This is a genomic window from Cryobacterium sp. 10I5 (assembly GCF_035019865.1).
GTDB classification, from domain to species: Bacteria; Actinomycetota; Actinomycetes; order Actinomycetales; family Microbacteriaceae; genus Cryobacterium; species Cryobacterium breve_A.
On record NZ_JASJVI010000008.1, the window covers coordinates 1 to 25,708 of the forward strand.

At 68.8% G+C, this 25,708-nt stretch carries 24 protein-coding genes; 4 read left to right on the forward strand and 20 right to left on the reverse strand.

The window, feature by feature from the left end; all coding sequences use genetic code 11:
- Positions 1 to 224 precede the first annotated feature (224 nt).
- Positions 225 to 1,526 (reverse strand): tyrosine--tRNA ligase, encoded by a 1,302-nt coding sequence (tyrS, locus tag QN350_RS04345; protein WP_281534435.1) that lies wholly within the window; start codon positions 1,524 to 1,526, stop codon positions 225 to 227.
- A gap of 165 nt (positions 1,527 to 1,691) precedes the next feature.
- Between tyrS and QN350_RS04350 the strand changes: the two genes are divergently transcribed.
- Both QN350_RS04350 and QN350_RS04355 read left to right on the forward strand, forming a co-directional pair.
- Positions 1,692 to 2,414: a DNA-binding protein gene (locus tag QN350_RS04350; protein ID WP_322139445.1), complete on the forward strand. Its 723-nt coding sequence runs from the start codon at positions 1,692 to 1,694 to the stop codon at positions 2,412 to 2,414.
- Positions 2,411 to 3,010: a hypothetical protein gene (locus QN350_RS04355; protein WP_281534433.1), complete on the forward strand. Its 600-nt coding sequence runs from the start codon at positions 2,411 to 2,413 to the stop codon at positions 3,008 to 3,010. Before QN350_RS04350 ends, QN350_RS04355 begins: the two co-directional genes overlap by 4 nt.
- 548 nt (positions 3,011 to 3,558) lie before the next feature.
- On the opposite strand, the gene QN350_RS04360 is transcribed toward QN350_RS04355, so the two are convergent.
- From QN350_RS04360 to QN350_RS04430, 15 genes are all read right to left on the reverse strand, one after another.
- Positions 3,559 to 4,182, reverse strand: coding sequence for a DNA-3-methyladenine glycosylase (locus QN350_RS04360; RefSeq protein ID WP_322139444.1), 624 nt, complete (start codon positions 4,180 to 4,182; stop codon positions 3,559 to 3,561).
- 53 nt (positions 4,183 to 4,235) lie between these two features.
- Positions 4,236 to 5,672, reverse strand: coding sequence for an argininosuccinate lyase (gene argH / locus QN350_RS04365; RefSeq protein WP_322139443.1), 1,437 nt, complete (start codon positions 5,670 to 5,672; stop codon positions 4,236 to 4,238).
- Positions 5,673 to 5,682: 10 nt separating this feature from the next.
- Positions 5,683 to 6,882, reverse strand: coding sequence for an argininosuccinate synthase (locus QN350_RS04370; RefSeq protein WP_134447017.1), 1,200 nt, complete (start codon positions 6,880 to 6,882; stop codon positions 5,683 to 5,685).
- A gap of 34 nt (positions 6,883 to 6,916) precedes the next feature.
- Complete coding sequence (gene argF, locus QN350_RS04375; protein ID WP_322139442.1) at positions 6,917 to 7,849, reverse strand: ornithine carbamoyltransferase; 933 nt, start codon at positions 7,847 to 7,849, stop codon at positions 6,917 to 6,919.
- Between the two features lie 35 nt (positions 7,850 to 7,884).
- On the reverse strand, positions 7,885 to 9,147 hold the full coding sequence (locus QN350_RS04380; protein WP_322139441.1) for an acetylornithine transaminase: 1,263 nt from the start codon (positions 9,145 to 9,147) through the stop codon (positions 7,885 to 7,887).
- A 34-nt stretch (positions 9,148 to 9,181) separates the two neighbouring features.
- On the reverse strand, positions 9,182 to 10,036 hold the full coding sequence (argB, locus tag QN350_RS04385; RefSeq protein ID WP_322140403.1) for an acetylglutamate kinase: 855 nt from the start codon (positions 10,034 to 10,036) through the stop codon (positions 9,182 to 9,184).
- Between the two features lie 140 nt (positions 10,037 to 10,176).
- Positions 10,177 to 11,349: a bifunctional glutamate N-acetyltransferase/amino-acid acetyltransferase ArgJ gene (argJ, locus tag QN350_RS04390; RefSeq protein WP_322139440.1), complete on the reverse strand. Its 1,173-nt coding sequence runs from the start codon at positions 11,347 to 11,349 to the stop codon at positions 10,177 to 10,179.
- Positions 11,346 to 12,392, reverse strand: a complete 1,047-nt coding sequence (argC, locus tag QN350_RS04395) for an N-acetyl-gamma-glutamyl-phosphate reductase (protein WP_323503671.1) — start codon at positions 12,390 to 12,392, stop codon at positions 11,346 to 11,348. Before argC ends, argJ begins: the two co-directional genes overlap by 4 nt.
- A gap of 285 nt (positions 12,393 to 12,677) precedes the next feature.
- Positions 12,678 to 15,260, reverse strand: a complete 2,583-nt coding sequence (gene pheT, locus QN350_RS04400) for a phenylalanine--tRNA ligase subunit beta (protein ID WP_322139438.1) — start codon at positions 15,258 to 15,260, stop codon at positions 12,678 to 12,680.
- Positions 15,260 to 16,318, reverse strand: coding sequence for a phenylalanine--tRNA ligase subunit alpha (gene pheS / locus QN350_RS04405; protein ID WP_281534430.1), 1,059 nt, complete (start codon positions 16,316 to 16,318; stop codon positions 15,260 to 15,262). The genes pheT and pheS overlap by 1 nt, the downstream gene beginning before the upstream one ends.
- Before the next feature lie 11 nt (positions 16,319 to 16,329).
- Positions 16,330 to 17,109 (reverse strand): amino acid ABC transporter permease, encoded by a 780-nt coding sequence (locus QN350_RS04410; RefSeq protein WP_322139437.1) that lies wholly within the window; start codon positions 17,107 to 17,109, stop codon positions 16,330 to 16,332.
- Positions 17,110 to 17,150: 41 nt separating this feature from the next.
- On the reverse strand, positions 17,151 to 17,798 hold the full coding sequence (locus QN350_RS04415) for an amino acid ABC transporter permease (protein ID WP_281534428.1): 648 nt from the start codon (positions 17,796 to 17,798) through the stop codon (positions 17,151 to 17,153).
- A 105-nt stretch (positions 17,799 to 17,903) separates the two neighbouring features.
- Positions 17,904 to 18,773, reverse strand: a complete 870-nt coding sequence (locus QN350_RS04420; RefSeq protein ID WP_322139436.1) for a glutamate ABC transporter substrate-binding protein — start codon at positions 18,771 to 18,773, stop codon at positions 17,904 to 17,906.
- Positions 18,774 to 18,845: 72 nt separating this feature from the next.
- The gene (locus QN350_RS04425; protein WP_281534426.1) at positions 18,846 to 19,634 is read right to left on the reverse strand and encodes an amino acid ABC transporter ATP-binding protein; all 789 of its coding nucleotides are present in this window, start codon (positions 19,632 to 19,634) and stop codon (positions 18,846 to 18,848) included.
- Between the two features lie 100 nt (positions 19,635 to 19,734).
- Complete coding sequence (locus QN350_RS04430) at positions 19,735 to 20,538, reverse strand: RNA methyltransferase (protein WP_323515903.1); 804 nt, start codon at positions 20,536 to 20,538, stop codon at positions 19,735 to 19,737.
- Between the two features lie 135 nt (positions 20,539 to 20,673).
- On the opposite strand from QN350_RS04430, the gene QN350_RS04435 reads away from it, so the two are divergent.
- Positions 20,674 to 22,914, forward strand: a complete 2,241-nt coding sequence (locus tag QN350_RS04435) for a glycosyltransferase family 39 protein (protein WP_323515905.1) — start codon at positions 20,674 to 20,676, stop codon at positions 22,912 to 22,914.
- Between the two features lie 116 nt (positions 22,915 to 23,030).
- Here QN350_RS04435 and rplT read toward each other — a convergent pair whose 3' ends face one another.
- The 3 genes from rplT to infC are packed head-to-tail and all read right to left on the reverse strand — an operon-like array spanning position 23,031 to position 24,216.
- On the reverse strand, positions 23,031 to 23,417 hold the full coding sequence (rplT, locus tag QN350_RS04440) for a 50S ribosomal protein L20 (RefSeq protein ID WP_134446990.1): 387 nt from the start codon (positions 23,415 to 23,417) through the stop codon (positions 23,031 to 23,033).
- 27 nt (positions 23,418 to 23,444) lie between these two features.
- Positions 23,445 to 23,639 (reverse strand): 50S ribosomal protein L35, encoded by a 195-nt coding sequence (rpmI, locus tag QN350_RS04445; protein WP_134446988.1) that lies wholly within the window; start codon positions 23,637 to 23,639, stop codon positions 23,445 to 23,447.
- The gene (infC, locus tag QN350_RS04450) at positions 23,632 to 24,216 is read right to left on the reverse strand and encodes a translation initiation factor IF-3 (protein WP_134446986.1); all 585 of its coding nucleotides are present in this window, start codon (positions 24,214 to 24,216) and stop codon (positions 23,632 to 23,634) included. Before infC ends, rpmI begins: the two co-directional genes overlap by 8 nt.
- Positions 24,217 to 24,493: 277 nt before the next feature.
- Between infC and QN350_RS04455 the strand changes: the two genes are divergently transcribed.
- Positions 24,494 to 24,841: a DUF1844 domain-containing protein gene (locus QN350_RS04455; RefSeq protein WP_134446984.1), complete on the forward strand. Its 348-nt coding sequence runs from the start codon at positions 24,494 to 24,496 to the stop codon at positions 24,839 to 24,841.
- A gap of 82 nt (positions 24,842 to 24,923) precedes the next feature.
- Here the strand turns inward: QN350_RS04455 and QN350_RS04460 are convergent, their stop codons facing one another.
- On the reverse strand, positions 24,924 to 25,703 hold the full coding sequence (locus tag QN350_RS04460) for a DNA-formamidopyrimidine glycosylase family protein (RefSeq protein WP_281534424.1): 780 nt from the start codon (positions 25,701 to 25,703) through the stop codon (positions 24,924 to 24,926).
- Positions 25,704 to 25,708: the final 5 nt, after the last annotated feature.

The window sequence follows — 25,708 nt, forward strand, 5'->3', positions numbered from 1 at the left end:
CACCCACCCCGTCAAAACCCACACACTCCCGGGCGTGTCACCACACCCCTGAAGCCCGCGCCCCAACATCCACCCACCCGCGCCAACACCGCGCCAACACCGCGCGAGAGTACATTTTTGGCCCTTAAAACCGAGTCTTAAGGGCCAAAATTGTACTCTCGCGGCCGCGACAACCGTCGCAGCGGGAGGCCTGGACGCGCCCGGACCAGGCGGGGCGGGGGGGGCTACTGGACGAAGACGCCGGCCAGGGTCTTCTTGCCGCGGCGGAGCACGGCCACACCACCGGGCAGCACAGCGCCCTCGATGGTCTGGTCGTCGCTCAGGACCTTGACGTTGTTCAGGTACACCCCGCCCTGGTTGATCGCACGCCGGGCCTCGCTCAGGCTCGTCGTGAGTCCGGTGTCCACGAGCAACTGCATGATCGGCGCCCGGGGGGCGGTCGTCGTATTGGGGAGTTCACGCAGGGCGGCCTCGAGGGTCGCCTCGTCGAGATCCGCGAGATCACCCTGGCCGAAGAGGGCCTGCGCGGCGTGGATGGCAGCATCCGTCGCCGCCCGCCCGTGCACGAGACTCGTCACCGATACGGCGAGGGTGCGCTGGGCGAGCCGCTTGAACGGCTCGGTCGCGACCGATTGCTCGAGATCCTCGATCTCGGCCCGCGTCAGGAACGTGAAGATCTTGAGGCGCAGGATCACATCGGCGTCGTCGGTGTTGAGCCAGAACTGGTAAAAGGCGTACGGGCTCGTCAGGGTGGGGTCGAGCCAGATGGCGTTGCCCTCGCTCTTGCCGAACTTCGTGCCGTCGCTGTTTGTGATGAGCGGTGTCCCGATGGCGTGCACGCTCGCGCCCTCTGCCTTTCGGATGAGGTCTGTGCCGCTCGTGAGGTTGCCCCACTGGTCACTGCCCCCGGTTTGCAGCACGCACCCATGGGCGCGGAAGAGTTCGAGGAAGTCCAGGCCTTGCAACACCTGGTAGCTGAACTCGGTGTAGCTGATGCCGGCGTCGGAGTTCAGCCGGGCGCTCACGGCATCCTTCTTGAGCATTGTGCCGACCCGGAAGTACTTGCCGATGTCACGCAGGAAGTCGATCGCGCTGAGCGGACCGGTCCAGTCGAGGTTGTTCACGAGGGTTACGGGATTGTCGCCCTCCGCGCTCAGGAAGCGCGAGACCTGCGCCTGCAGGTAGCCGACCCAGGTGCCGACGGTGTCCTTGGTGTTCAGCACCCGCTCCGCGGTGGGCCGCGGGTCGCCGATCAGGCCGGTGGAACCGCCGACGAGGCCGAGCGGCCGGTGACCGGCGAGCTGCAGGCGGCGCATCAGCAGGAGTTGGACGAGGTTTCCGAGGTGCAGGCTCGGCGCTGTCGGGTCGAACCCGCAATAGAAGGTGATCGGCTCCCCCGCGAGCAGCGCGCGCAGCTCGGTCTCGTCAGTCGACACCTGCACGAGGCCACGCCAGGAGATCTCCTCCCAGACATTCTCGAAGGTGACGTCATTGGACTGCTGCTTGAGGATCACTGGATCTGACACGCAGCCCAGATTACCAGCGCGGAAGTGCCGGGCCGGGAGGACAGGCCTGAACCTTCATCGCAAACAATTAAGTCTGAGACATGAATATTGCCATATTTAGTGTGTACGCTTACTTTAGGCGCGCGAACCCGCTCGCCGCACCACAACCGGCCGGGAGGCGCGCTCATGTTCGTGATCACCGCAGACCAGATCGACAGTCGCCACGACCGGGACCGGGCCGGCGAGATGATCGCCCGCCTCGCCGCCGACTTCGGCCCCGCCTTCGTCCTGCCGCCCGACCAGACCTCAGGCGACGAGATCCAGGGGCTACTCACCGACGCCGCGACCGCGCTCGACGTCGTGTTCGCCCTGCACCGCTCGGGACACTGGAGCGTCGGCCTCGGCATCGGCCCGGTCCGGGTGCCGCTCCCCCCCGCCACCCGGCAAGCCTCCGGTGCAGCGTTCATCGCCGCGCGAGCCGCCGTGACCCGGGCCAAGAAAGCGGATGCCCGCTTCGCCCTCGACGCAGACGGGTCGGGGGCCACGGTTGCCGGCGCATCCGCCGGCCGGTCGAACCCCGGCGGACCTGCGGGCCTCGCGCCCGGTGTGCCGACGCCCGGCTCGTCTGCGGGCGAGCCGATTCTGGCCGGCGTCGAGGTCGAAGCGCTCATCGCAACGGTGCTCCTGCTCCGCCAGCGCCGGTCGCCGGAGGGCTGGGCGGCGGTCGACCTTCTGCGCGACGGCCTCAGCCAGGTCGAGATCGCCGGCCGGCTCGGGATCACGCCCGCGGCGGTGAGCCAGCGGATCAAGTCCTCACTCTGGAGGGTCGAAGAGGCGGCGCACCCCGCACTCGTTAGGCTCATGGAAGACCTCGAGCAGACTTCGACAGAAACGGACACCGCCGGATGATGATCCAGTCCTTCCAGATCCTCGCCACGCTGTACTGGCTGCTGCTCTTGCTCGTGACGATCGGTTCACTCGTCTGTGCCGTGCTCGCGTTCCGGTTGCGCAAACAGAGCTTCGCGATCATCTCGGCGGGCGCCCTCGCTGGAGCCCTCCTCATCGCAGCGGCCCCCGCACCCGGCGGCAGCGAGACCTTCGGCGTCATCCTCGGCCTGATCGCGCTCGCCCTCGCTGTCGTCGGTGGTGGTCCGATGGCCCTGCTCGCGCTCGACTTCGCCACCCACGATTCCGCGCGGCCCGGCCAGCACGGCGGAATCCTCGTCGACGACGGTGCGACTCCCGCTGCCCCCGGCGCGACCGGCGCCGTGCACGAGGTGCTCCGCGGTGGTCTCATGATCGGCATTCTCGAACGCCTTGCGGTCGCAGGCGCGATCCTCGCCGGGTTCCCCGAGGCGATCGCGGTCGTCGTCGCCATCAAGGGCGTCGGCCGGTTCACCGAACTCACCGAAGCGGAGACCCGGGAGCGCTTCATCATCGGCACCTTCGCGAGCCTGATCTGGGCGTGCGCGTGCGCCGCCCTCGTGAAGATCGCGACCAGCTAGGCTCCAGCTTCCGTCACTCGCGCCCCACCCGCACCGTCAGGCCCGGCATCTGTCGGGGTCGCCCCGGGTTTTCGTGGCTAACTCAGGAGAATCCGCCGGCTCGCGCGGATCGGCCGCACTATTCCGCGAGTCGGCCGGGTCAGCCCGGCGGATTTCCTGAGTTAGCCCCGCGCAGAGGCGTGACCGGCCGTGTGCGCGGGCAGAATTCCTGAGCTAGCCCCGCGAGGGGGCACGACCGGCTGAGGGGGCTAACTCAGGAGATATGCCGGCTCGCGCCGATCGGCAGCACTGCTCCGCGGGCCGTTGACCGCCCGGCGGGCAGATTTCCTGAGTTAGCCCCCGGGGACACGCGTGACCAGCCGTGAATACAGGCAGAATTCCTGAACTGGCCCCCGCGAGTAGGCATGACCGGCCGAGGGGGCCAACTCAGGAGAATCTGACGGCTCAAGAGCATCCGCCGCACTGCTCCGCGGGCCGTCGACCGCCTGGCCGGAAGATTTCCTGAGTTAGCCCCTGCGAGCACGCGTGACCGCTGATGGGCGCGGGGTCTAGGGCTGAGTCGGATCGGGGCTGGGCGGCGCGAGCTTCGGATGCCGCCGGTAGGGCGACACGGTCGGGTCGCCCGGGATCCAGAACCGCCACGGGAATTCCGCGCCCCCGCCGGGACCGCTGACGCCGGTGCGCGGCCCGTTGAGCATCGCCGGCGAGGGACCAGTGCGCAGGGTCAGGTCGAACGGCGGAACGGCGAGATCGGCGCCGTCGTCGCCGAGCCCGATCCCCAGGGCGATCGTGAGTCGCGCCGGTCCCCTCGCCAGGTCGACGTCGGCCTTCGAGGTCGCGCGGCGCGACCGGGCTTCGGCCAGTCCCTCGACGACTTCGCCGCCGCGGAGCAGGAGCGCTGACGCCTCGCCCTCCGGGGAACAGACGATGTTGGCGCAGACGTGCATTCCGTAGCTGAAATACGCGTAGAGGTGCCCGGGCGGGCCGTACATGGTCGCATTGCGCCGGGTGCGACCCCGGAACGCGTGCGAACCCGGGTCGGTTCCGTCGCCGAGGTACGCCTCGACCTCGGTGATCCGCATGGCCACCCCGCCGTGGCTCAGCACGGCTCCGAGCAGCAGCGGTGCGAGTTCCACCGACGGCCGGGCGAACAGCTCCCGATCGAAGCTCACCGGCGGCGCCCGCCGCGGCTCGGCTCCCGAGCGACGCCCACCGGAGGGTCCGGTTACGGCAGGAGTGCCGAGGCGAGCGAGCGCACCCGGGCGACGAGCACGGCCCGTTGCTCGGCAACGCGAACCGGAGCGGTGCCGCCCTGGCCGTCGCGACCCTCGACCGAACCGTGGATGCTCAGCACGCTGCGCACCTCGGGGGTCAGGTGCGACGAGATCGCGAGGAGCGCGGCGTCGTCGACCTCATGCAGTTCGAGTTCGTTCTGTTCGGCGTACTTGACGAGGAGCCCGGTGATCTCGTGAGCGTCGCGGAACGACACCCGCTGCTTGACGAGCCATTCGGCGACATCGGTGGCCAGGGAGTAGCCGGCGGGGGCGAGTTCCGCCATCCGCTCGGTGTGGAAGGTCAGCGTCGCGATCATGCCGGCGAAGGCGGGCAGGAGCACCTCGAGGGTATCGATCGAGTCGAAGACCGGTTCCTTGTCTTCCTGCAGGTCGCGGTTGTACGCGAGCGGAAGGCCCTTGAGGGTCGTGAGCAGGCCGGTGAGGTTGCCGATCATGCGGCCGGACTTGCCGCGGGCGAGCTCGGCGATGTCGGGGTTCTTCTTCTGCGGCATGATCGAGGACCCGGTCGAGTACGAGTCGTCAAGGGTGACGAAGCCGAACTCGCGGGTGTTCCAGAGGATGATCTCCTCGGCGAGCCGGGAGATGTCGATGCCGATCTGGGCGGTGATGTACGCGAATTCGGCGACGAGGTCGCGGCTCGCGGTGCCGTCGATCGAGTTCTCGACGACGTGGCCGAAGCCGAGGTCCGTCGCGACGAGCCGGGCGTCGAGGCCGAGGGTGTTCCCGGCGAGGGCGCCGGAACCGTACGGCGAGTAGTCGGCGCGCTTGCCCCAGTCGGTGAAGCGTTCGAGGTCGCGCACGAGCGGCCAGCAGTGCGCGAAGAGGTGGTGGGCGAGCAGCACCGGCTGGGCATGCTGCAGGTGGGTGCGCCCGGGCATGATCGCGGTCTCGTTGGCCTCCGCCTGGGCGGCGAGGGCGTCGATCACGGTGATGAGGTGCGCCGAGATGCTCGCGGCCTTGTCGCGGAGCAGCATCCGGATCAGGGTGGCGACCTGGTCGTTCCGGCTGCGGCCGGCGCGGAGCTTGCCGCCGAGCGGGGCGCCGACGATGTCGATCAGGCCGCGTTCGAGCGCGGAATGAACGTCTTCGTCGCTCTCGGCCGGCTGGAAGCTGCCATCAGCGATGGCGGCGTCGAGCCGGTCGAGCCCGGCGATCATGGCGGCGAGTTCTTCGGCGCTCAGGTAGCCCGCGGCGGCCAGGGCGCGGGCGTGAGCCCGGGAACCCCGGATGTCGTAGGGCGCGAGCGGCCAGTCGAACTGGGTCGACTTGCTCAACCGTGCGAGCTCGGGGCTCGGTCCCCCGGCGAAGCGGCCACCCCAGAGGGCGCCCGCTTCACCGGCGCGGTTGACCGGAGAATCGCCTGTCATGCTCCGGACCCTACTTGCCGGCCAGGTCGCGGCGTGCGGAGATCTTGCTCGGAAGCGACCACAGCTCGATGAACCCCTTGGCCATGCTCTGGTCGAAGGTGTCACCGGTGTCGTAGGTGGCGAGGTTGAAGTCGTAGAGGCTCTGCGGGCTCGTACGCCCTGTCACGACCGCGGTGCCGGCGTGCAGCTTGAGGCGGATGTCGCCGGTCACGTACTTCTGCGTCTCGTCGATGAACACGTCGAGGGCACGCTTGAGGCCGGAGAACCAGAGCCCGTCGTAGACGAGTTCGGCCCACTTGGCTTCGACGCCGCGCTTGTAGCGGGCGAGGTCGCGCTCGATCGTCATGTTCTCGAGCTCTTCGTGCGCGGCGATGAGGGCGATGCCGGCGGGGGCCTCGTAGACCTCGCGGCTCTTGATTCCGACGAGGCGGTCCTCGACCATGTCGATACGGCCGACGCCCTGGTCGCCGGCGAGCTTGTTCATGATCTCGATGGCCTGCAGCGGGGTGACCGGCTTGCCGTCGATCGCAACGGGAACACCCTGGTCGAAGCGGATGACGACCTCGGTCGCGTCCCGCGTGACCGTGGGGTCCTGGGTGTACGTGTAGAGGTCTTCGATCGGGGCGTTCCACGGGTCTTCGAGGAAGCCGGTCTCGACCGCGCGCCCGTAGACGTTCTGGTCGATCGAGTACGGGCTCTTCGCGGACTGCTTGATCGGCAGGTTGTGCTCAGCGGCGTAGATGATGGCCTTGTCGCGGGTCAGCGCGAAGTCGCGGACCGGGGCGAGGGAGATCAGGTCGGGGGCGAGCGCGGCGACGGCGGCTTCGAACCGGACCTGGTCGTTGCCCTTGCCGGTGCAGCCGTGCGCGACGCTGTCGGCGCCGAGCGCCTTCGCGGTCGAGGCGAGGTACTTGGCGATCAGCGGGCGGCTGAGCGCGGAGACGAGCGGGTAGCGCTTCTGGTACAGCGCGTTGGCCTTGAGGGCCGGGACGATGTAGTCGTTGGCGAATTCGTCCTTCGCGTCGACGACGATGGCCTCGACGGCGCCGCAGTCGAGCGCACGCTGGCGGATCGCCTCCATGTCTTCGCCGTCCTGTCCGACGTCGATGGCGAGTGCTACGACCTCCTTGCCGGTCGCATCCTTCAGCCAGCCAATGCCGACTGAGGTGTCCAGTCCACCGGAGTATGCGAGCACAACACGTTCAGCCATGGTTCTCCCTTTGAATATCTACTAAGTCTCAAGTTTACGGGTTGGTGTTGTGGCCGAGCAGCCACACCAGCAGCGCCTTCTGCGCGTGCAGGCGGTTCTCGGCCTCATCCCAGATGATGCTCTGCGGGCCGTCGATGACGTCCGCGGTGACCTCGTAGCCGCGGTCGGCGGGGAGGCAGTGCATGAAGAGCGCGTCGGGCTTGGCGAGGGCGAGCAGTGCGCTGTCGACGCGGTAGGCGCCGAGCGAAGCGACGCGTGCGGCCTTCTCCTTCTCGAAACCCATCGACACCCAGGTGTCCGTGACGACGACGTCGACACCGGTGACCGCTTCCGCGGGGTCGGTGTAGAGCGTGATCGAGCCGCCGGTCTTCGCGGCGATGGCCTCGGCATCCGCCAGCACCTTCGGCTGCGGGGTGTAACCGGCCGGGGAGGCGATGCGGATGTGCATGCCCGCCGTCGCGCCGGCGAGAAGGTAGGAGTGCGCCATGTTGCAGGCGCCGTCGCCGAGGAAGGTCAGGGTGAGGCCGGCGAGCTCGCCGCGGTGTTCGCGAATGGTGAGCAGGTCGGCGAGGAGCTGGCAGGGGTGGAAGTCATCGGAGAGGGCGTTGACGACGGGCACGGTGGTGCCGAGGGCCATCTCCTCGAGGCCGGCCTGGCCGTAGGTGCGCCAGACGATCGCGGCGACCTGGCGTTCGAGCACGCGGGCGGTGTCGCCTGCGGTCTCCTTGCCCCCGAGCTGGCTGTTGGCCGTGCTGATGATCAGTGGGCTGCCGCCGAGGTCGGCGATGCCGACGGCGAAGGACACCCGGGTGCGGGTCGAGGACTTGTCGAAGATCACGGCGACGGTCTGGGGGCCCGCGAGCGGCTTCGCCTGGAATCGGTCGCGCTTGAGCTCGACGGCCAGGTCGAGGATCTCGGCTTGTTCGGCCGGGGAGATGTCGTCGTCGCGCAGGAAATGGCGGGTCACGGGGTCACTTTCGCTGGAATTGGGGATTCTTCAGCCTAGAGGCTGGCCAGGGCGAGCCCGAATCGGCGCCCGAATTCGGCCAGCTCGGTGTCGCCGACGATCAGGGGCGGCGCGAGCCGGATGGTGGACTCGTTGGCGGCGTTGATGATGAGGCCGGCCTCGAGGGCCGCATCGGCGAGCTTCAGTGCGACGGGCTCGGCAAGTCCGATGCCGAGCAGAAGGCCGCGGCCGCGCACCTCGAGGATGTGCGGGGAGTCGAAACCGAGGATCAGGTCGCGGAGCTGCTCGCCGCGGCGGGCGGCGTTGGCGACGAGGCCGTCCCGCTCGATGATGCCGAGCACGGTGTTGGCGGTCGTGGTCGCAAGCGGGTTCCCGCCGAAGGTCGAGCCGTGCTGGCCGCGTTGGAACAGCTCGGACGTCGCACCGAAGGTGACGAGCGCGCCGATCGGCACGCCGCCGCCGATGCCCTTGGCGATCGAGATCGCATCGGGCAGGATGCCGTCGTGCTGGTACGCGAACCAGTCTCCGGTGCGTCCGGCACCGGTCTGAACCTCGTCGAGGATGAGCAGCACACCGTGCCGGGTGCAGAGTTCGCGGGCGCGGCGCAGGAAACCATCGGGCAGGTCGATGACGCCGGCCTCCCCCTGCACGGGCTCGAGGAACAGGGCGGCGACGGTATCGTCGATCGCGGCCTCGAGGGCCTCGAAGGTCGCGTGGATGTGCTCGACGCCGCCGGGAACCGGCAGGAACGGCGCCCGCATCGCGGGCTTCCCCGACAGGGCGAGCGCACCCATGGTGCGGCCGTGGAAGGACTCGTGCAACGAGAGGATGCGGGTGCGCGGCCGGGCGGGATCGCTGCCGATATTGAGACGGGCGAGTTTGAACGCGGCCTCGTTGGCCTCGGCGCCCGAGTTGCAGAAGTAGACGCGGCCGGCCTGGCCGGCCCCGGTGATGCGCTTGAGTCGTTCGGCGAGCTCGATCTGTGAGGGCGACGCGAAGTAGTTGGAGATGTGCGCGAGGGTGCCGACCTGGGCGGACACGGCGGCGACCATCTCGGGGTGGGCGTGCCCGATGGAGTTGACGGCGATGCCCGCGAGGAAGTCGAGGTATTCGGTGCCGTTCTCGTCCCAGACGTAGCAGCCGGCGCCACGGACGAGCATCGCGCGCGGAGGCGCGAAGGTGAGCATCATCGCCGCGGTGTATCGGTCCCGCCAGCCCTCGCTGCGTGTAGCGAGGGTGGCCGCGTCTGTCGTGCCCGCGTGGGTTGCCGGTGAGTCGGTGGTCGTTTTGCCTGTCATTCTCAAATCCGTTGTGTCGGTGGTGTCGCGAGGGTCAGTGGGTGGTCCGGGGAACGACTTCGGTGCCGATGCCGCTCCCGGTGAAGACCTCGAGCAGGATCGAGTGCGGCACGCGCCCGTCGATGATGGCGGCCTTCGCGACGCCGCCGTCGACGGCGTCGAGGCAGGCGGTCATCTTGGGGATCATGCCCGATTCCAGTTCGGGAAGCAGGGCACGGAGCTCGGGGACCTCGATGATCGAGACGAGGGAGTCCCGGTTCGGCCAGTCGCTGTAGAGCCCGGCGACATCGGTGAGGATGACGAGCTTCTCGGCCCCGAGCGCGATGGCGAGGGACGCGGCGGCGGCGTCGGCGTTGATGTTCAGGGACTGGCCAGGGACATCCGTGTCCGGGGCGATCGAGGAGACCACCGGGATGCGGCCCGCGTTGAGTTGCGCGTGCACGGCCTCGGGGTCGACGCCGATCACGTCGCCGACGAGGCCGAGGTCGACCTCGACGCCGTCGATCATGGTGCCGCGGCGGCGGCCCTGGAAGAGTCCGGCATCCTCGCCGGAGAGGCCGGCCGCGAGGGGGCCGTGCTCGTTGATGTGGCTGACGAGCTCGCGGTTGATCTGGCCGGTGAGCACCATCCGGACGACGTCCATGGCCTCGGGGGTCGTCACCCGGTAGCCGCCGCGGAATTCGCTCTGGATGCCGAGGCGGTCGAGCATCGCCGAGATCTGCGGGCCGCCGCCGTGCACGACGACGGGGCGGAGGCCGGCGTAGCGGAGGTAGACCATGTCTTCGGCGAAGCTGCGCTGCAGCGCCTCGCTGACCATGGCGTTGCCGCCGAACTTGACGACGATGATCTTGTCGTGGAAGTGCTTGAGCCAGGGCAGGGACTCGATCAGGGTCTCGGCCTTGACCGCGGCCTCGGCGCGGGTGTTGGTCTCGGTCTCTGTCGTGTCGACCTCGGCGTCACTGGCGTGCGTTCCGGCGCCGGTGTCCGCGAGCGGATGCCGGTGCGAGGCCTTGCCGTGCGTGTGACGGGTCAACTTGAGTACGCGCTGTTCTCTTCGACGTAGGCGTGCGTGAGGTCGTTGGTCCAGATCGTCGCTTCCGCGTCTCCCGCGTGCAGGGTGATCAGCACGGTCACCGACCGCGGGGTGAGGTCGACGAGTTCTCGGGGCTGGTCCGGCTCCCCCGCGGTGCACACCTGCACCCCGTTGATCGTGACGTCGATGTTGTACGGGTCGAAGGCGGCATCCGTCGTGCCGACGGCGGCGAGCACGCGGCCCCAGTTCGGGTCGTTGCCGAAGATGGCGGTCTTGAACAGATTGCTGCGGGACACCGCGCGGGCGACGGTGACGGCGTCGGCTTCGGTCGCGGCGTTGCGGACGGTGATGGCCACGTCGTGGGCGCTGCCCTCCGCGTCGGCCTGGAGCTGCAGGGTGAGGTCCTGGCAGATCGCGGTGAGTGCCGCGGCGAATTCGGCCTCGTCCGGCTTGATGCCGCTCGCGCCGGAGCCGAGCAGGCTCACCGTGTCATTCGTCGACATGCAGCCGTCGGAATCGAGGCGGTCGAAGGTGAGCCGGGTGGCGACCCGGAGGGCGGTGTCGAGCTGGGCGGAGTCGAGGACGGCGTCGGTCGTGATCACGACGAGCATCGTCGCGAGGCCGGGAGCGAGCATGCCTGCGCCCTTGGCCATCCCACCGATCGACCAGCCGGCCGGCGCGGTCACGGCGGACTGCTTCGGGGTGGTGTCCGTCGTCATGATGGCCCGGGCCGCGGAGAGGCCGGCCTCGGCGGAGGTCGAGTCGTCCTTCTGAAGGGCGAGGGTGGCGTCCCAGATACCCGCGGTGATCTTGTCGAGGTCGAGCTGTTCGCCGATCAGGCCGGTCGAGCAGACGAGCACCTCCCCGGCGGACACGCCCAGGCGTTCGCCGACGGCTTCCGCGGTCGCGTGGGTGGTCTGGAACCCGATGCTGCCGGTGTAGCAGTTCGCCCCGCCCGAGTTGAGCACGATCGCGCTCACCCGGCCGCCGCGCATGACCTGCTGGCTCCAGATCACCGGGTTCGCCTTGCAGCGGTTGCTCGTGAACACGGTCGCGGCGCTCGAGAGCGGGCCGAGGTTCTGCACCACGGCGAGGTCGAGTCCGCCGGACTTCTTGAGGCCGGCGGTGACGCCGGCTGCCGAGAATCCGGCGGGGGTTGTGACGCTCACGGGGCGACTCCATTCATGCTGAGGCCCAGGGTTTCGGGCAGCCCGAGGGCCAGGTTTGCGGATTGGATCGCGGCACCGGCGGTGCCCTTGGCGAGGTTGTCGACGGCGGTCACCGTGACGACGCGGCCGGCGGCCTCGTCGACGGCGAGGCCGATAAGCGCGGTGTTGGCGCCGAGCACGTCGCTCGTGCGGGGGAAGTGCCCTGCGGGAAGCAGGTGCACGAAGGGCTCGTCGGCGTACGCGTTCTCCCAGGCGGCGCGGACGGCGGCCACGGATGTGCCGGGCACGAGGCGGGCGGTCGCCGTGGCGAGGATGCCGCGGGACATCGGCACGATCACGGGCGTGAACGAGATGGTGGGGTGTGCGGCGCCGGCCCAGCGCAGGCTCTGCTGGATCTCGGGGATGTGCCGGTGGGTGCCGCCGACGGCGTAGGGGTTGGCCGAGCCGAGGACCTCTGCGGCCAGGTTGGGAACCTTGAGGCTCTTGCCCGCTCCGGACGGGCCGACGGCGAGCACGGCGACGAGGTCCTCGGGTTCGATCACGCCCGCGTGGATGCCGGGGGCGAGGGCGAGGGCCACGGTGCTCGCGTTGCAGCCGGGGGCCGCGATCCGGCGGGCGCCGACCAGCCGCGAGCGCTGCTTGCCGCCTCCGGGGATCGCAAGTTCGGGGACGCCGTAGGCCCAGGAACCGAAGTAGTCGCCGCCGTAGAAGGCCGCCCAGTCGGCTGCGTCCTCGAGGCGGTGGTCTGCGCCGCAGTCGATCACGAGCGTGTCGGGCGAAAGCTCAGCACTCAGGGCGCCGGATGCCCCGTGCGGCAAGGCGAGGAAGACCACGTCGTGCCCGGAGAGGCTCGCGGGGCTCGTGTCCGTGAGGGTGAGGTGTGCGAGGCTGCGGAGGTGCGGTTGCACGTCGATCAGTCGCTGGCCCGCATTACTGTGCGCGGTCACCGTGCGCACCTCGAATTCGGGGTGTCCTGCGAGCATTCGCAGCAATTCTCCGCCCGCGTAACCACTCGCGCCTGCAATTGCTACCGAAAAAGCCATGTGACAAACCTATCGCGCTGCCCAGCGCCCCCGGGAATCCGGGCGACATCGGCCCGGTTCCCGCCGGAATCCGCACCCGGACACCCGAGCGCACATCAGCTGCTCACGCAAGAAAGTTGCGCGCCATCTCCGCCGCTACGCGCCACCTCCGCCCAATCGCGCGCCATTTCCGCCGCTACGCGCCAGGCATGCCTGGCGCGAAACGGCGGAAATGGCGCGCGCTGGGAAGGGTCGTTCGCGGAGGGTCCGGCGGGATTGGGGCGGCGGCGGTCCGGGCCCTGACGGCTACTCGCGGAGCGTCGCGTCGAAGCGGGCGGTCGCGACGGCGACACCGGCGAGCTTCGCGTCGCTCGCTTCCGCGGCGGTCAGGGTGCGGTCGGCGGCCCGGAACCGCAGCGCGAACGTCAGTGACTTGCGGCCGGGCTCGATGCCGGTGCCGCGGTAGTCGTCGACAAGCTCGATGTGGTCGAGCAGCGCGCCGGCCCCTTCAGCAACGGCCGCGAGCACCTCGGCGGCGGGCACCGCGGCGCTGACGACGAGCGAGAGGTCCTGCGTCGCGGCCGGCATCGTCCTGATCGGTGCGGCGTGCAGCTCGGCGCCGGCCTGGGCGAAGACGTCCGAGAGGGTGATCTCGGCGACGGCGACCACGGCGGGCAGGTCGAAGTCGATCGCGACGGCGGGCAGCAGTTCGCCCGCGAAGCCGACGCTCAGCTCCCCGCCTGCGGTGACGACGAACAGCTCGGCAGTGCGGCCGGGGTGCATCGCCGGGTGCGCGCCCTGGCGTACCAGGATCGACACGCCGGTCGCAAGCGCGACCTGCTGCACGGCGGTCAGGGCGTCCTGCCAGCCGGCGTTGACCGGCGGCCGACCCGGCTGATGGCGCACGGTGTTGCCGGTCAGCACGACGGCGACGGAGTACGGCTGCGGCGGGATGCACGCGTTGAGCTCGGCCTCGAGTTCCGCGCTCGGGCGCACGGCACCCGCCGGCACGACGAGGCTGCCATAGCGGATGCCCGCCACCGGCCGGAAGACGAGGCCCTGTTCGAAGACGGCCAGGTCGGTGATCCCGCGAGAGCGGTTGCGATGCGCGATCCGCAGGAGCCCAGGGAGGATCGAGGTGCGCAGGAAGGGCGCCTCGCCGTCGAGCGGGTTCGCGACGCGGATCTGGGGGACCTCGGCGACGGCGGGGACGCCGGCGGCGGCACCGGCGGCATTCGCTGCCACGGCGGCGAGCGGCGCGAACAGGCGATTGTCGGACTCGGACACGAACGGGTAGGCGAGCACCTCGGTGTGGCCGGTCGCCGCGAGGGTCTGCGCGACCGTGCGGCGCAGGCGCTGCACGAGGGTGAGGCCACGGCCGGGCGGGGCGACCGGGAGCACCGAGGGGATGCTGTCGTAGCCGACGATCCGGGCGACCTCCTCGGCGAGGGTCCACTTGTCGGTGAGGTCAGGCCGCCAGGTCGGCGGGGTCACCGAGAGTCCGGTCGGGGTGTCGACGAGCACGCCGCCGATCTCGGCGAGGGCGGAACGCTCCTCCTCGTCCGAGTAGGTGCGTCCGATCAGGCCGGTGATGAAGTCGCGCGGAAGCTCGATCGCGACCGGCGCAACCGAGGAATCGACCGCGGAGCCGAGAGCGTCGGCGGTTCCACCGGCGAGGTCGACCAGCAGCTGCACGACGCGAGCTGCCGCGACGGCGGCGACCTGCGGGTCCACCCCGCGTTCGAATCGACGCGAGGCTTCGCTCGGGAGCTTGTGACGGCGGGCGCTGCGGGCGATCGACACCGGGTCGAAGTTCGCGGCCTCGATGAGCACGTTCGTGGTGGTGGCGCCGATCTCGGTGCTGCGGCCGCCCATCACCCCGGCGAGGCCTATCGCACCGGACTCGTCGGTGATCAGGAGGTCTTCCGGGTGCAGGGCGCGCACGACGCCGTCGAGGGTCGTGAGCTTCTCCCCCGGTTCCGCCCGGCGCACCAGGATGCCGCCGGTGAGCGCGTCCAGGTCGTAGCCGTGCAGCGGCTGGCCGAGTTCGAGCATGACGTAGTTGGTCACGTCGACGATGAGCGAGATCGACCGCATGCCGGCGAGGGCAAGCCGGGTGATCATCCAGGCCGGGGTGGGCCGGGACGGGTCGACGCCGCGCACGGCGCGGGTCACGAAGACGCTCGCACCCGAGCGGCCGCGAATCGGGGCCGCGTCGGCGAGCGTGACGGGGAACTCGACCGTCGAGACGGCGGGCGCAGTCGCGAGGGCCGGGTCGCGGAAGGCCGCCCCGGTCGCGTGCGAGTATTCGCGGGCGATGCCGCGGATCGAGAACGCGTAGCCGCGGTCGGGGGTCACGTTGACCTCGACGGCGGTGTCGTCGAGGCCGAGGAGGGCGATCGCGTCTGTGCCGATGGGGGCGTCGTCGAGGCCGAGGTTCTTCAACAGCAGGATGCCGTCGTGCTCGTCGCCGAGGCCGAGCTCACGGGCTGAGGCGATCATGCCGTCGGAGACGTGGCCGTAGGTCTTCCGGGGCGCGATCGCGAACGGGCCGGGCAGCACGGCGCCGGGCAGGGTCACGACGACCTTGTCGCCGACGACGAAGTTGTGCGCCCCGCAGACGATGCCGTGCACGGCGGGGCCGCCGTCCGCAGCGGTCTCGTCGCCGGGGGCGACGCGCACCTGGCACCAGTTGATGGTCTTGCCGTTGGTCTGGGGCTCGCCGACGAATTCGAGAACCTCGCCGACCACGATCGGGCCGGTCAGTTCAAAGCGGTGGATCTCTTCTTCTTCGAGGCCGACGCTCACGAGGGCGGCGTGCACGGCTTCGGGAGTGGTGCCGGGTTCGAGGTCGACGAATTCGCCGAGCCAGCTCAGGGGAACGCGCATCAGACGGTCATCCCGTACTGCTGGCTGAACCGTGCGTCGCCTTCGACCATGTCGTGCATATCCTTCACATCGTTGCGGAACATCAGTGCTCGTTCGACGCCGACGCCGAACGCGAAGCCCGAGTAGACCTCGGGGTCGATCCCCGCCGAGCGGAGCACGTTGGCGTTGACCATGCCGCAGCCGCCCCACTCGATCCAGCGCGCACCGCCCTTGAAAGTCGGGTGCCAGACGTCGAGCTCGGCGCTCGGTTCGGTGAACGGGAAGTAGTTCGGCCGCAGCCGCACCTTCGCCTCGGGGCCGAAGAGGGCCTGCACGAAGTGATCCAGGGTGCCGCGGAGGTGCGCCATCGTGAGTCCCTTGTCGATGGCGATGCCCTCGATCTGGTGGAACACGGGCGTGTGCGTCGCGTCGAGTTCGTCGGTGCGGTACACCCGGCCGGGCGCGACGACGTAAACCGGCAGTTCGCGGGAGAGCAGGGCGCGCATCTGCACGGGCGAAGTGTGCGTACGCAGCACGAGGTGCGCCTCGGGCGGGTCGATGAAGAAGGTATCCTGCATCGCGCGTGCCGGGTGGTCCTCGTCGAAGTTGAGCGCGTCGAAATTGAACCACTCGCTCTCGAGCTCGGGGCCTTCCGCGACTTCCCAGCCCATCGCGACGAACACGTCGGCGACGCGTTCCTGCAGCAGGGCGAGCGGATGCCGCGCCCCAGCGTGCCAGGTCGAGGCCGCGGCGGTGACATCCACGGTTTCGGCGGCGAGCTTCGCGGCGGCCTCTGCCGCGCCGATCTCCGCCTCGCGGGCGGAGAGGGCCTGGTTGACTCGGGCCCGGGCCTGGCCGACGAGCTTGCCGGCCGCTGCCTTCTGCTCCTTCGACACCGAACGCATCAGCGCGTTCAGGCGGGAGAGCGGAGACGCCTCACCGGCGTGTTCGCTACGGGCCGCCTTGAGGGCAGCCGAGTCGGCGGCGGCGGATATGGCGGACAGGGCGGCGGTGACCGCCGCGGTCACGGCCGCTTCGGTGATCTCGGCCGGTGCGGGGTTTTCGGTGGATTCAGACACAGGTCCCAAGTTTAGTGCGTGGGCTCAGGCCCGCTCCGCCGGGCGATGCGCCGGGCCAGCCACGACAGCGACAGGTTCATTGCGAGGTAGATGACGAGCACGACGAAGAAGAAGGAGAAGGAGTATCGGTTGCCGAAGAAGTTGGTCAGGTCGCGCATGCTGCGCAGGAGTTCGGAGTATCCCACCACGAAGGCGAGCGACGTGTCCTTGAGCAGTACGACGAGCTGGGCGATGATGATCGGCAGCATCTGCCGGAACGCCTGCGGGAATTCGATCCGGAGTCGTGTCGCGGTGGGCGTCAGGCCGATCGCCAGTCCCGCCTCACGCTGTCCGCGCGGGAGTGCCTTGATGCCCGCGCGGAGGGCTTCGCCGATGATCGCGCCGTTGTACACGGCGAGAGCGGCCACGCCGGCCCAGAACGACCCGGTCGAGAACACGAGCAGGATGAAGAGCATCATCAGCAGCACGGGCATGCCGCGGAAGAATTCGAGCACGACCGTGGTCGGCACCCGGATCCAGGCCGCATCCGAGGCGCGGCCGAAGGAGAACAACACGCCGATGACGAGCGCGAACACGGCCGCGACCCCGGCCATCTCGAGGGTCGCAAGCGCTCCGGCACCGAGCGCGCGCCAAACCTGGACGTCGTTGAACACGTCCCAGTGGCTCAGGTCCCAGAGACCCGGCTGCACGGCGCCGTTGACACTCGTCTTCGGGGCTCCGAGGGCCAGCACGAGGGCGATCACACCGACCGCGATCACGGCGACGCCGACGTAGGAAATGATGCGGGACATCCGCCGGGCCTTGGGGCCTGGCGCATCGTAGAGGACCGAGGTCATCGGAGCACCGCCACTCTCTTCTCGACCCGGCCGGCGAAGACGCCGAGGGTGACGGTGATCAGCAGGTAGAAGACGGCGACAGCGAGCAGGATCGCGAGGACCCGGTCGCCGCGGTCATTGGTGACCTGGCGGGCGGCGCCGAAGAGTTCGAAGACGAAGAAGGCACCGGCGACGGAGGTGTTCTTCGCCAGAGCGATGAACACGTTGATCAGCGGCGGCACGACCATCCGGAGCGCCTGCGGCAGGATCACGAACGCGAGCGACTGTCCGAAGCCGAGCCCGATGCTGCGGGCGGCCTCGGCCTGACCGACGTGCACGCCGTTGATCCCGCTGCGCACCGCCTCGGCAACGAAGGGCGAGGTGTAGACGGTGAGACCGATCACGGCGAGCGTGAAGTAACCGGGCGAGAACTGCAGGTACGGCAGCAGGAAGGCGCAGAAGAAGAGGATCAGGGTCAGGGGCGTGTTGCGGATGATCTCGGTGTAGACCGTCGCGAAGCCCCGGAAGGAGGCGACGGGTGAGATGCGCAGGCCCGCAACGATCATGCCGAGAATAAGTGCACCCACCCCGGAGATGACGAGCAGGCCGAGGGTATTTCGGAAGCCTTCGAGGAAGACCGGCAGATTATCGATGACTGCGTCCATGTCTCGACTCCCCTTCTGTTGGTTTAACACGTGTCCGTACACGAGCGGATGCCGCAACACCCTTTCCGGATGCTCTCGCGGCATCCGCCCGGCGTCGCGCGGGTTCTAGTAACGGTTGATTTTCGGCGGGGTGGGGGTGTCGAGGACCGTGCCCGCGGTGGCCTTCCAGGCGGCCACCCAGGTTCCATCGGTGAAGGAGGCGTCGAGGGTATCGTTGATGAAGGCCCGGAATTCGGTGTCGTCCTTCTTCAGCCCGATGCCGTACGGCTCCTGGGTGAAGGGCTTGTCGACGACCTCGAACTCGCCGGAGTTCTGTGCGGACAGGCCCGCGAGGATGACATTGTCGGTGGTGACCGCGACGACCTCACCGCTGCGCAGCGGGCCAAGGCAGTTGGAGAAGGTGTCGGTCGCGATCACGTTGGTCGTATACGCGGCGATGTTCTTCTCCGAGGTGGAGCCGCTCACGGTGCACACGGGCTTGCCGGCGAGGTCTTCCGGCCCGGTGATCGTGCTCGGGTTGCCGGCGAGCACAAGCAGGTCCTGTCCGGCTTGGTAGTACGGCCCGGCGAACGAGACGACCTCCTTGCGCTTGTCGTTGATCGTGTACGTGGCGATGACGATGTCGACCTGGCCGTTCTGGATGAACGGTTCCCGGTTGGCGGACACGGTCTCGACCCAAGTGATCTTGTTCGCTGCGATACCCAGCTTGGCCGCGATGATCTTGCCGATTTCGACGTCGAAGCCGACCGGCGTACCGTCCGGGCTCTTGAGTCCGAAGAGCTTCTGGTCGAACTTCGTGCCGATCGTGATCTTATCTGCCGCGGCGAGCTTCGCCATGGTCGTTCCCGGCGCGAACGTCGGGGTGGCGACGGCGGGGCCCGGCGGAGGGTTCGCACCGGAGTCGGTGCAGGCGCTGAGTGTGAGAACACTCGCGAGGGCGATGGCAGAAATCACGAGACCTCTGTTGAGCCGCATGGTGTCCTCCTGGGGTGCTGGGTGCTGGGATCGCCGGTCGCGTGACCGGCGCATTCTGCGGGCTGAGGATCCTCAGTGCGCGAGGATCTTCGAGAGGAAATCCTTGGCGCGGGTGCTCTGGGGGTTGGTGAAGAATCGGTCGGGGGTCGACTCCTCGACGATCTCGCCCTCGGCCATGAAGATGACCCGGTTGGCGGCCCGCCGGGCGAAGCCCATCTCGTGGGTGACGACGATCATGGTCATTCCATCGTTGGCGAGGTCGATCATGACCTCGAGAACCTCGTTGATCATCTCGGGGTCGAGCGCGCTCGTCGGCTCGTCGAGCAGGATCACCTTGGGCTCCATCGCGAGGGCCCGGGCGATGGCAACGCGCTGCTGCTGGCCGCCGGAGAGCTGGGCGGGCATCTTGTGCGCCTGGTTGGCGACGCCGACCCGTTCGAGGAGGGCCATTGCCCGGGTCTCGGCGTCGGCTTTGGACAGCCCGCGCACTTTGATCGGCCCGAGGGTGACGTTCTGCAGCACGGTCATGTGCGCGAACAGGTTGAAGGCCTGGAAGACCATGCCGACGTCGGCCCGCAGCCGGGCCAGGCCCCTCCCTTCTTCTGGAAGGGCCTGCCCGTCGATCGTGATGACGCCGGAGTCGATCGTCTCGAGGCGATTGATGGCCCGGCAGAGCGTGGACTTGCCCGACCCGCTCGGGCCGATGACGACGACGACCTCGCCGCGGGTGACGACGGCGTTGATGTTCTTGAGGACGTGCAGCTCGCCGAAGTGCTTGTTCACATCGGTTACGACCACGAGGGGCTCACCTCGACGGACCGTGATGTTCGACGTAGCCGGCGTGGGATCTGTTGGCTCCATCACCCCAACTTAGGTCACAAAAGTCGAGGTGCTTGCCATCCTGATCAGTTTGGCCCGAACGAAACACACACTTTGCACGGCCGGACCGGCCTTCGCCGAACTAGATGCTGCACTGCGCGAAGGCGCTTTCGTACAGGCAGACGGATGCCGCGGTCGCGAGGTTCATCGACTCGGCGTGGCCGTAGATCGGCACGGTGATCGAGCGGTCGACGAGGGCCAGGTCCTCGTCGGTCAGCCCGCGGGCCTCGTTGCCGAACAGCCAGGCCGTCGGCGCGAGGAGGAGTCCGTCGTTGCGGGCGGCGAGCAGGTCGGTGCCCTTGATGTCGGCGGCGAAGATCTGGAGGCCGGCGAAGCGGGCGCGTTCGCGGACGTCGTCGAGGGTGACGCCGACGGCGACGGGCAGGTGGAAGATCGAGCCCGTGGACGAGCGCACGACCTTGGGGTTGTAGAGGTCGACGCTGCGACCGGTGAAGATCACCGCGTCGGCACCGGCGGCATCCGCTGCCCGGATGATCGTGCCCGCGTTGCCCGGGTCACGCACCTCTTCGAGGATGGCGATGAGCTTGGGCTCCTTGGCGAAGATCTCCTTGACCGAGGTGGGGAACTGGTGGCAGACCGCGACGAAGCCCTGCGGGGTGACGGTGTCCGCCATCGTCTCGAGGACCTGCTCTGTCACGAATTCGACGTCGACGCCGGCATCGACGGCGGTTTCGGCGATCTCGGGGTGGCGCTCGAGGGCCGTCGGGGTTGCGTACAGTTCGACGACGAGCTCTGGACGGAAGTTCAGGGCTTCGGCGACGGCCTGCGGGCCCTCAAGGAGGAACAGCCCGGTCTCGGAGCGCGCGGCCCGGTTCGACAGCTTCGCAACGGCCCGCACGCGCGGAGAACGGGGATTATCTAACATGCTGCCAGCCTACTTGCCGGGGCTGGAACGGCGCGGATGCCGCGCTGACGGCCGGCCATAGCCACCTCATAGCGCCGGCATAGCCGACCCAAGGACGCACTCGGCAAGCTCAAAGGATCAACCTTTGGAGGAGCCATGACCGGCCACATCGTTCCGGGTCACGCGACCCGCCCACCCGTATTCGTGCCGAGCGCGCACGGTGCGTCCACTTCGTCCACCCCGTCCACCGCCGACTCACCCTCGACGGCGCGCCGCGGACTGCTCGCCCGGGCCATTCTCGGCGAACGCGCGGACGCCGCCTGGATCCGGCCGTCCTTCTGGGCGCTCCTCATCATGACCGGCCTGCTCTACCTCTGGAACCTGAGCGAGAGCGGCTGGGCGAACAGCTTCTACGCCGCCGCGGTGCAGGCCGGGTCCAAGAGCTGGACCGCCCTGTTCTTCGGGTCTCTCGACTCCTCGAACTTCATCACCGTCGACAAGCCGCCGGCCTCGCTCTGGGTGATGGGGCTCTCGGCGCGGATCTTCGGCTTCTCGAGCTGGAGCGTGCTCGTGCCCCAGGCGCTGATGGGTGTCGCGGCCGTCGCCCTCGTCTTCGCGACCGTGCGGCGCAGCCTCGTGGCCTTCGGCCCGCGGCTGGGCGCCGTCGGCGGCCTCGTGGCAGGCGCTCTGCTCGCCTTCACTCCCGCAGCGGCGCTGATGTTCCGCTTCGACAACCCGGATGCGCTCCTGACGGTGCTGATGACGGCGGCCGCGTACTGCGTGATCCGCGCACTGCCCTCAGCGAGCTGGCGCTGGCTCGCCCTCGCCGGCGTCGCCCTCGGCTTCGCGTTCCTGACAAAGATGCTCCAGGGCCTCCTCGTACTGCCGGCCTTCGGTCTCGCCTACCTGTTGCTCGCGAACACGACCGTCTGGCGCCGCCTCGCGCACCTCGGTATCGCCGCGGGCGCCCTCGTCGTGTCGGCGGGGTGGTGGGTGCTCGCGGTCGCGCTGTGGCCGGCATCCGCTCGCCCCTACATCGGCGGGTCCACGGACAACACCGTGCTCGACCTCGTCTTCGGCTACAACGGCCTCGGCCGGATCTTCGGCGCGACCGCCGGCGGCGGCGGGAACGCGGGCGGCGGCGGCACGACGGCCGCTGCCGGCTCGAGCTTCGGCGGTGCGACAGGGCTCGACCGCCTGTTCAGCAGCGAGATGGGCCTCGAGATCTCGTGGCTGCTGCCCACGGCGCTGCTCGCCCTGGTCCTCGGTCTCTGGGCGACCCGGAAGCGGCACCGCATCGACGGCGCCCGCGCTGCTCTCGTGGTCTGGGGCGGCTGGCTGCTCGTGACGGGACTCGTCTTCAGCTACATGAGCGGCACCATCCACCCGTACTACACGGTCGCCCTCGCCCCGGCGATCGCGGGCCTCGTCGGAACCGGCGGCGTCGTGCTCTGGCACGGGCGCTCGCACTGGTTCGGCCGGCTCGGACTCGCCGCGATGATCGCGGCCGCGGGCGCCTGGGGCTTCGTGCTCCTCTCCGAGAACGCGGACTGGCTGCCGTGGCTGCGCTGGACACTGCTCGCGGTGACCCTGATCGGCGTGGCAAGCTTCGTCGTCGGCGCCGCCCTGAGCTGGCGTCGCCTCACGACCGTCGCGGTTCTGGTCGGCATGCTCGGCGGTCTCGGCGGGAGCGCGGCATACGCGATCGCGACCGCTTCCGTCGCACACAACGGCTCGATTCCCTCGGTCGGTTCGATCTCGTCTTCGAGCGGCATGGGTGGCGGCACGGCTGGCGGCCTCATGGGCGGCGCCCCCACCGGCGGCGGTGGCACGAGGCCAGACGGCGGCACCCCGCCGGAAGGCGCGGGCGGTACTCCCCCGACGGGAGGCACCGGCGGCCCAGACGGCTCGGGCACGACCGGAACGACCGACACCGGTACCGGTACCGGCACGACGGACGCGACCGGCTCCGGCACGACCGACACGGGCACGGATGCCGCGGCGAACGCCGACGGCTCCGGCTCCGCTCCCTCCGGCTCGGGTTCGGATTCCGCGACCGCGTCCGACCTCACCGCCCTGCTCGCCGCCTCGACGGCCCGCTGGGCGGCGGCGGTCGACGGATCGCAATCTGCTGCGACGCTCGAACTATCCACCGGCGTCGCCGTGATGGCGATCGGCGGCTGGAGCAGCGACCCGACGCCGACCCTCGCCGAGTTCCAGGCGGCTGTCGCGGCCGGTGACGTGGGCTACTACATCTCGGGAAGCCAGGGTGGCGGCGGCGGCATGGGCGGCGGAGACAGCACAGCGACGGCCATCGCGACCTGGGTAGCCGCGACATACACCGCGACGACGGTCGGCGGCTCGACGGTCTACGACCTCTCGTCCCCCCCCGCCTGACCGGCCGCGGGCACGCAAAAACGGGAGTGGGCCCTGGGGCCCGCTCCCGTTTTGGGTGATGCGGAGTGCTGGTGGAACGAACTGCTAGCGAACCGAACGGCGCTGAAGCGTGAAGGCTAGGCCTTGACCTTCGGTGCCGACGTGTCGGCGGGCAGTGCTGCCTTGGCGCTCTCGACGATGGCGGCGAAGGTGGCCGCTTCGTTGACCGCGAGGTCGGCGAGGATACGACGGTCGACCTCGATGCCGGCCAGGGCGAGGCCCTGGATGAGGCGGTTGTAGGTCAGGCCGTTCTGGCGGGACGCAGCGTTGATCCGCTGGATCCACAGGCGACGGAAGTCACCCTTGCGTGCACGACGGTCACGGTAGCTGTATGTGAAGGAGTGAGTGAGCTGCTCCTTGGCCTTCGTGACCAAACGGGAGCGCTGGCCGCGGTAACCCTTGGCGCGCTCGAGGATGACGCGGCGGCTCTTGTGAGCATTGACCGCTCTTTTTACTCTTGCCATTTTCTTGTTCCTTTAGGGGTACGGGGTCTAGCGACCGAGAAGCTTCTTGATGACCTTGGCGTCGGCCTTGGCCAACACCTGGTCGTGGTTCAGGCGGGACTTGCGCTGGGTGCTCTTGACCTCGAGGTTGTGGCGCAAACCGGCCTGCTGCTTCATGATCTTGCCGCTGCCGGTTACCTTGAAGCGCTTCTTAGTCCCGGAGTGGGTCTTCATCTTAGGCATTTTTTTCCTCCTGTTTCGCTGCCTTATCAGCAGCTCTATGTGCATTGGCCTCTGCCTTGGCCTCTGATTTGTTCTTCAGTGGGCCAATCACCATGACCATGTTTCGACCGTCGATAGTCGGGCTCGATTCGACCGAACCGAATTCCGCGACATCCTCGGCAAATCTTTGGAGCAGTCGTACGCCCTGGTCGGGACGGGACTGTTCACGGCCACGGAAAAGAATCATGGCCTTGACCTTGTCGCCGGCCTTGAGGAAGCCTTCGGCGCGTTTGCGCTTGGTCTCGTAGTCGTGCGTGTCGATCTTGAGGCGGAACCGAACTTCCTTAAGAATGGTGTTCGCCTGGTTGCGCCGGGCCTCCTTGGCCTTCTGCGCAGCCTCGTACTTGAACTTGCCGTAGTCCATGATCTTTGCGACCGGCGGCTTGGAGGTAGGGGCAACCTCGACGAGGTCCAGATCCGCCTCCTGTGCCATGCGCAGTGCGACGTCAATGGCCACGACCCCGATCTGCTCGCCGGCGGGGCCGACAAGACGGACTTCAGGGACGCGGATACGGTCATTTGTACGGGGATCGCTGATGCGTCTCTCCTTCTCTCATGCATCGTGACTACAGCCAGGCAACGGATGCCGCCTGGCGACGAAGAGAGGAAAATCGCGTGCGAAATGGTGGAGCGTTATTGCTCAAACACTACGTACGGCACCCTGTCTACCTTCGCGCCACTGTTTCCAGTGCCACGACGGCGGAGTGCAAACAACCCGGTAACCTTTGTGAAGCGGTATGCGCGGGTGGGAGATTATCCACTTTCGTACCGAGATAAATACCTCGGAGCCCGGACGAGTCTAACAGAGGAATGCAGTGACAAGTAGCACAAGCCAGGATGCCAGCCAGGAAACCCGCGATATCGCCGATGTTGCCGCCGTCGAGATCATCACGACGGCGTGTGTGCACCTGATGAGCGCCGCCGCGGTCAAGTGCGGGCTCGCCGACGACCCCGACACGCAGATCGACCTCGACGAGGCCCGGAAGCTCATCAACGCCCTCGCCGGGCTCGTGACGGCGGCCGCCCCCGATATCGCCGACATGCACGCGCGAAGCCTGCGCGACGGGCTGCGTTCGCTGCAGCTCGCGTTCCGCGAGGCCTCCGCGATCCCCGACCCGATCGGCGCCGGCCCCGGCGAGAAGTACACCGGCCCGGTCAACTAGCTCGATCACCCTTCCCTGAGGTGTCGCATATCGACGTTCCCGCGACCCGCGAACATCGATATGCGACACCTCAGCTGGCAGGTCAGGTCTGGCAGCGGGGACACCAGTAGGTGACCCGCTGCTCGAGCTCAGAGCGGCCGAGCGTGCCCTGGCGGATGCGGGTGCCGCAGCGGCGGCACGGCCGGCCGGCGCGGCCGTAGACCCAGGACTGCTCGCCGCGGCGGGCGGAACCCGTGGTGATCCGGTCGGTTCTGCCGCGGTTCGCGACGATCAGCCGGTGCGCGAGGTCGACGAGACCGTCAACATCCGTGACGTCTGCCACCGGCCGAGTGGGCAGCACACCGCGCAGGAAGCAGAGTTCGTTCACGTACTCGTTGCCGAGACCCGCGAGGTTCGACTGGTCGGCGAGTGCGACCGCGATCGGACGCTCGGGCCGCCCCTCGAGGCGGCGCACGGCCTCGGCCGGGTCCCAGCCGGCGCCGAGCAGGTCGGGGCCGAGGTAGTCGAGGCGCGCGGCCTCCTGCCCGGCGGGCAGCACCTCGAGTACCCCGAGTTCGAACCCGACCGCCACCCAGTCGGCGGTCTCGAGCACGGCCCTGGCCTGAAACGCAGGCCGCTTCCACGGGGTACCGTGCCGGTACAGGTGCCAGGCGCCCTCCATTTTCAGGTGCGAGTGGATGCTGGCCTCGCCCACCCGGATCAGCACGTGTTTGCCGCGACTCGCGACCTCGTGCACGGTGTCGCCGGTGAGGTCGACGGTCGCATAGGCCGGCACGCGGATGTCGCAGCCGGTCAGCACCGCACCGCGCAGCGCCGTGTCCAGGTTGTGAGCGGTCAGCCAGACGGTGTCACCCTCAGGCACGGTCG

What these genes read in the sequence shown, in the direction of transcription:
- QN350_RS04380 (WP_322139441.1), bottom strand. Translation starts at nt 9,147, where the DNA reads ATGACAGGCAAAACGACCACCGACTCACCGGCAACCCACGCGGGCACG.
- QN350_RS04430 (WP_323515903.1), bottom strand. Translation starts at nt 20,538, where the DNA reads ATGTTAGATAATCCCCGTTCTCCGCGCGTGCGGGCCGTTGCGAAGCTG.
- QN350_RS04425 (WP_281534426.1), bottom strand. Translation starts at nt 19,634, where the DNA reads ATGGAGCCAACAGATCCCACGCCGGCTACGTCGAACATCACGGTCCGT.
- QN350_RS04355 (WP_281534433.1), top strand. Translation starts at nt 2,411, where the DNA reads ATGATGATCCAGTCCTTCCAGATCCTCGCCACGCTGTACTGGCTGCTG.
- argC (WP_323503671.1), bottom strand. Translation starts at nt 12,392, where the DNA reads ATGGCTTTTTCGGTAGCAATTGCAGGCGCGAGTGGTTACGCGGGCGGA.
- rplT (WP_134446990.1), bottom strand. Translation starts at nt 23,417, where the DNA reads ATGGCAAGAGTAAAAAGAGCGGTCAATGCTCACAAGAGCCGCCGCGTC.
- pheT (WP_322139438.1), bottom strand. Translation starts at nt 15,260, where the DNA reads ATGCGCGTTCCCCTGAGCTGGCTCGGCGAATTCGTCGACCTCGAACCC.
- QN350_RS04350 (WP_322139445.1), top strand. Translation starts at nt 1,692, where the DNA reads ATGTTCGTGATCACCGCAGACCAGATCGACAGTCGCCACGACCGGGAC.
- QN350_RS04415 (WP_281534428.1), bottom strand. Translation starts at nt 17,798, where the DNA reads ATGGACGCAGTCATCGATAATCTGCCGGTCTTCCTCGAAGGCTTCCGA.
- QN350_RS04420 (WP_322139436.1), bottom strand. Translation starts at nt 18,773, where the DNA reads ATGCGGCTCAACAGAGGTCTCGTGATTTCTGCCATCGCCCTCGCGAGT.
- argH (WP_322139443.1), bottom strand. Translation starts at nt 5,672, where the DNA reads ATGACAGGCGATTCTCCGGTCAACCGCGCCGGTGAAGCGGGCGCCCTC.
- rpmI (WP_134446988.1), bottom strand. Translation starts at nt 23,639, where the DNA reads ATGCCTAAGATGAAGACCCACTCCGGGACTAAGAAGCGCTTCAAGGTA.
- QN350_RS04410 (WP_322139437.1), bottom strand. Translation starts at nt 17,109, where the DNA reads ATGTCCCGCATCATTTCCTACGTCGGCGTCGCCGTGATCGCGGTCGGT.
- QN350_RS04435 (WP_323515905.1), top strand. Translation starts at nt 20,674, where the DNA reads ATGACCGGCCACATCGTTCCGGGTCACGCGACCCGCCCACCCGTATTC.
- QN350_RS04370 (WP_134447017.1), bottom strand. Translation starts at nt 6,882, where the DNA reads ATGGCTGAACGTGTTGTGCTCGCATACTCCGGTGGACTGGACACCTCA.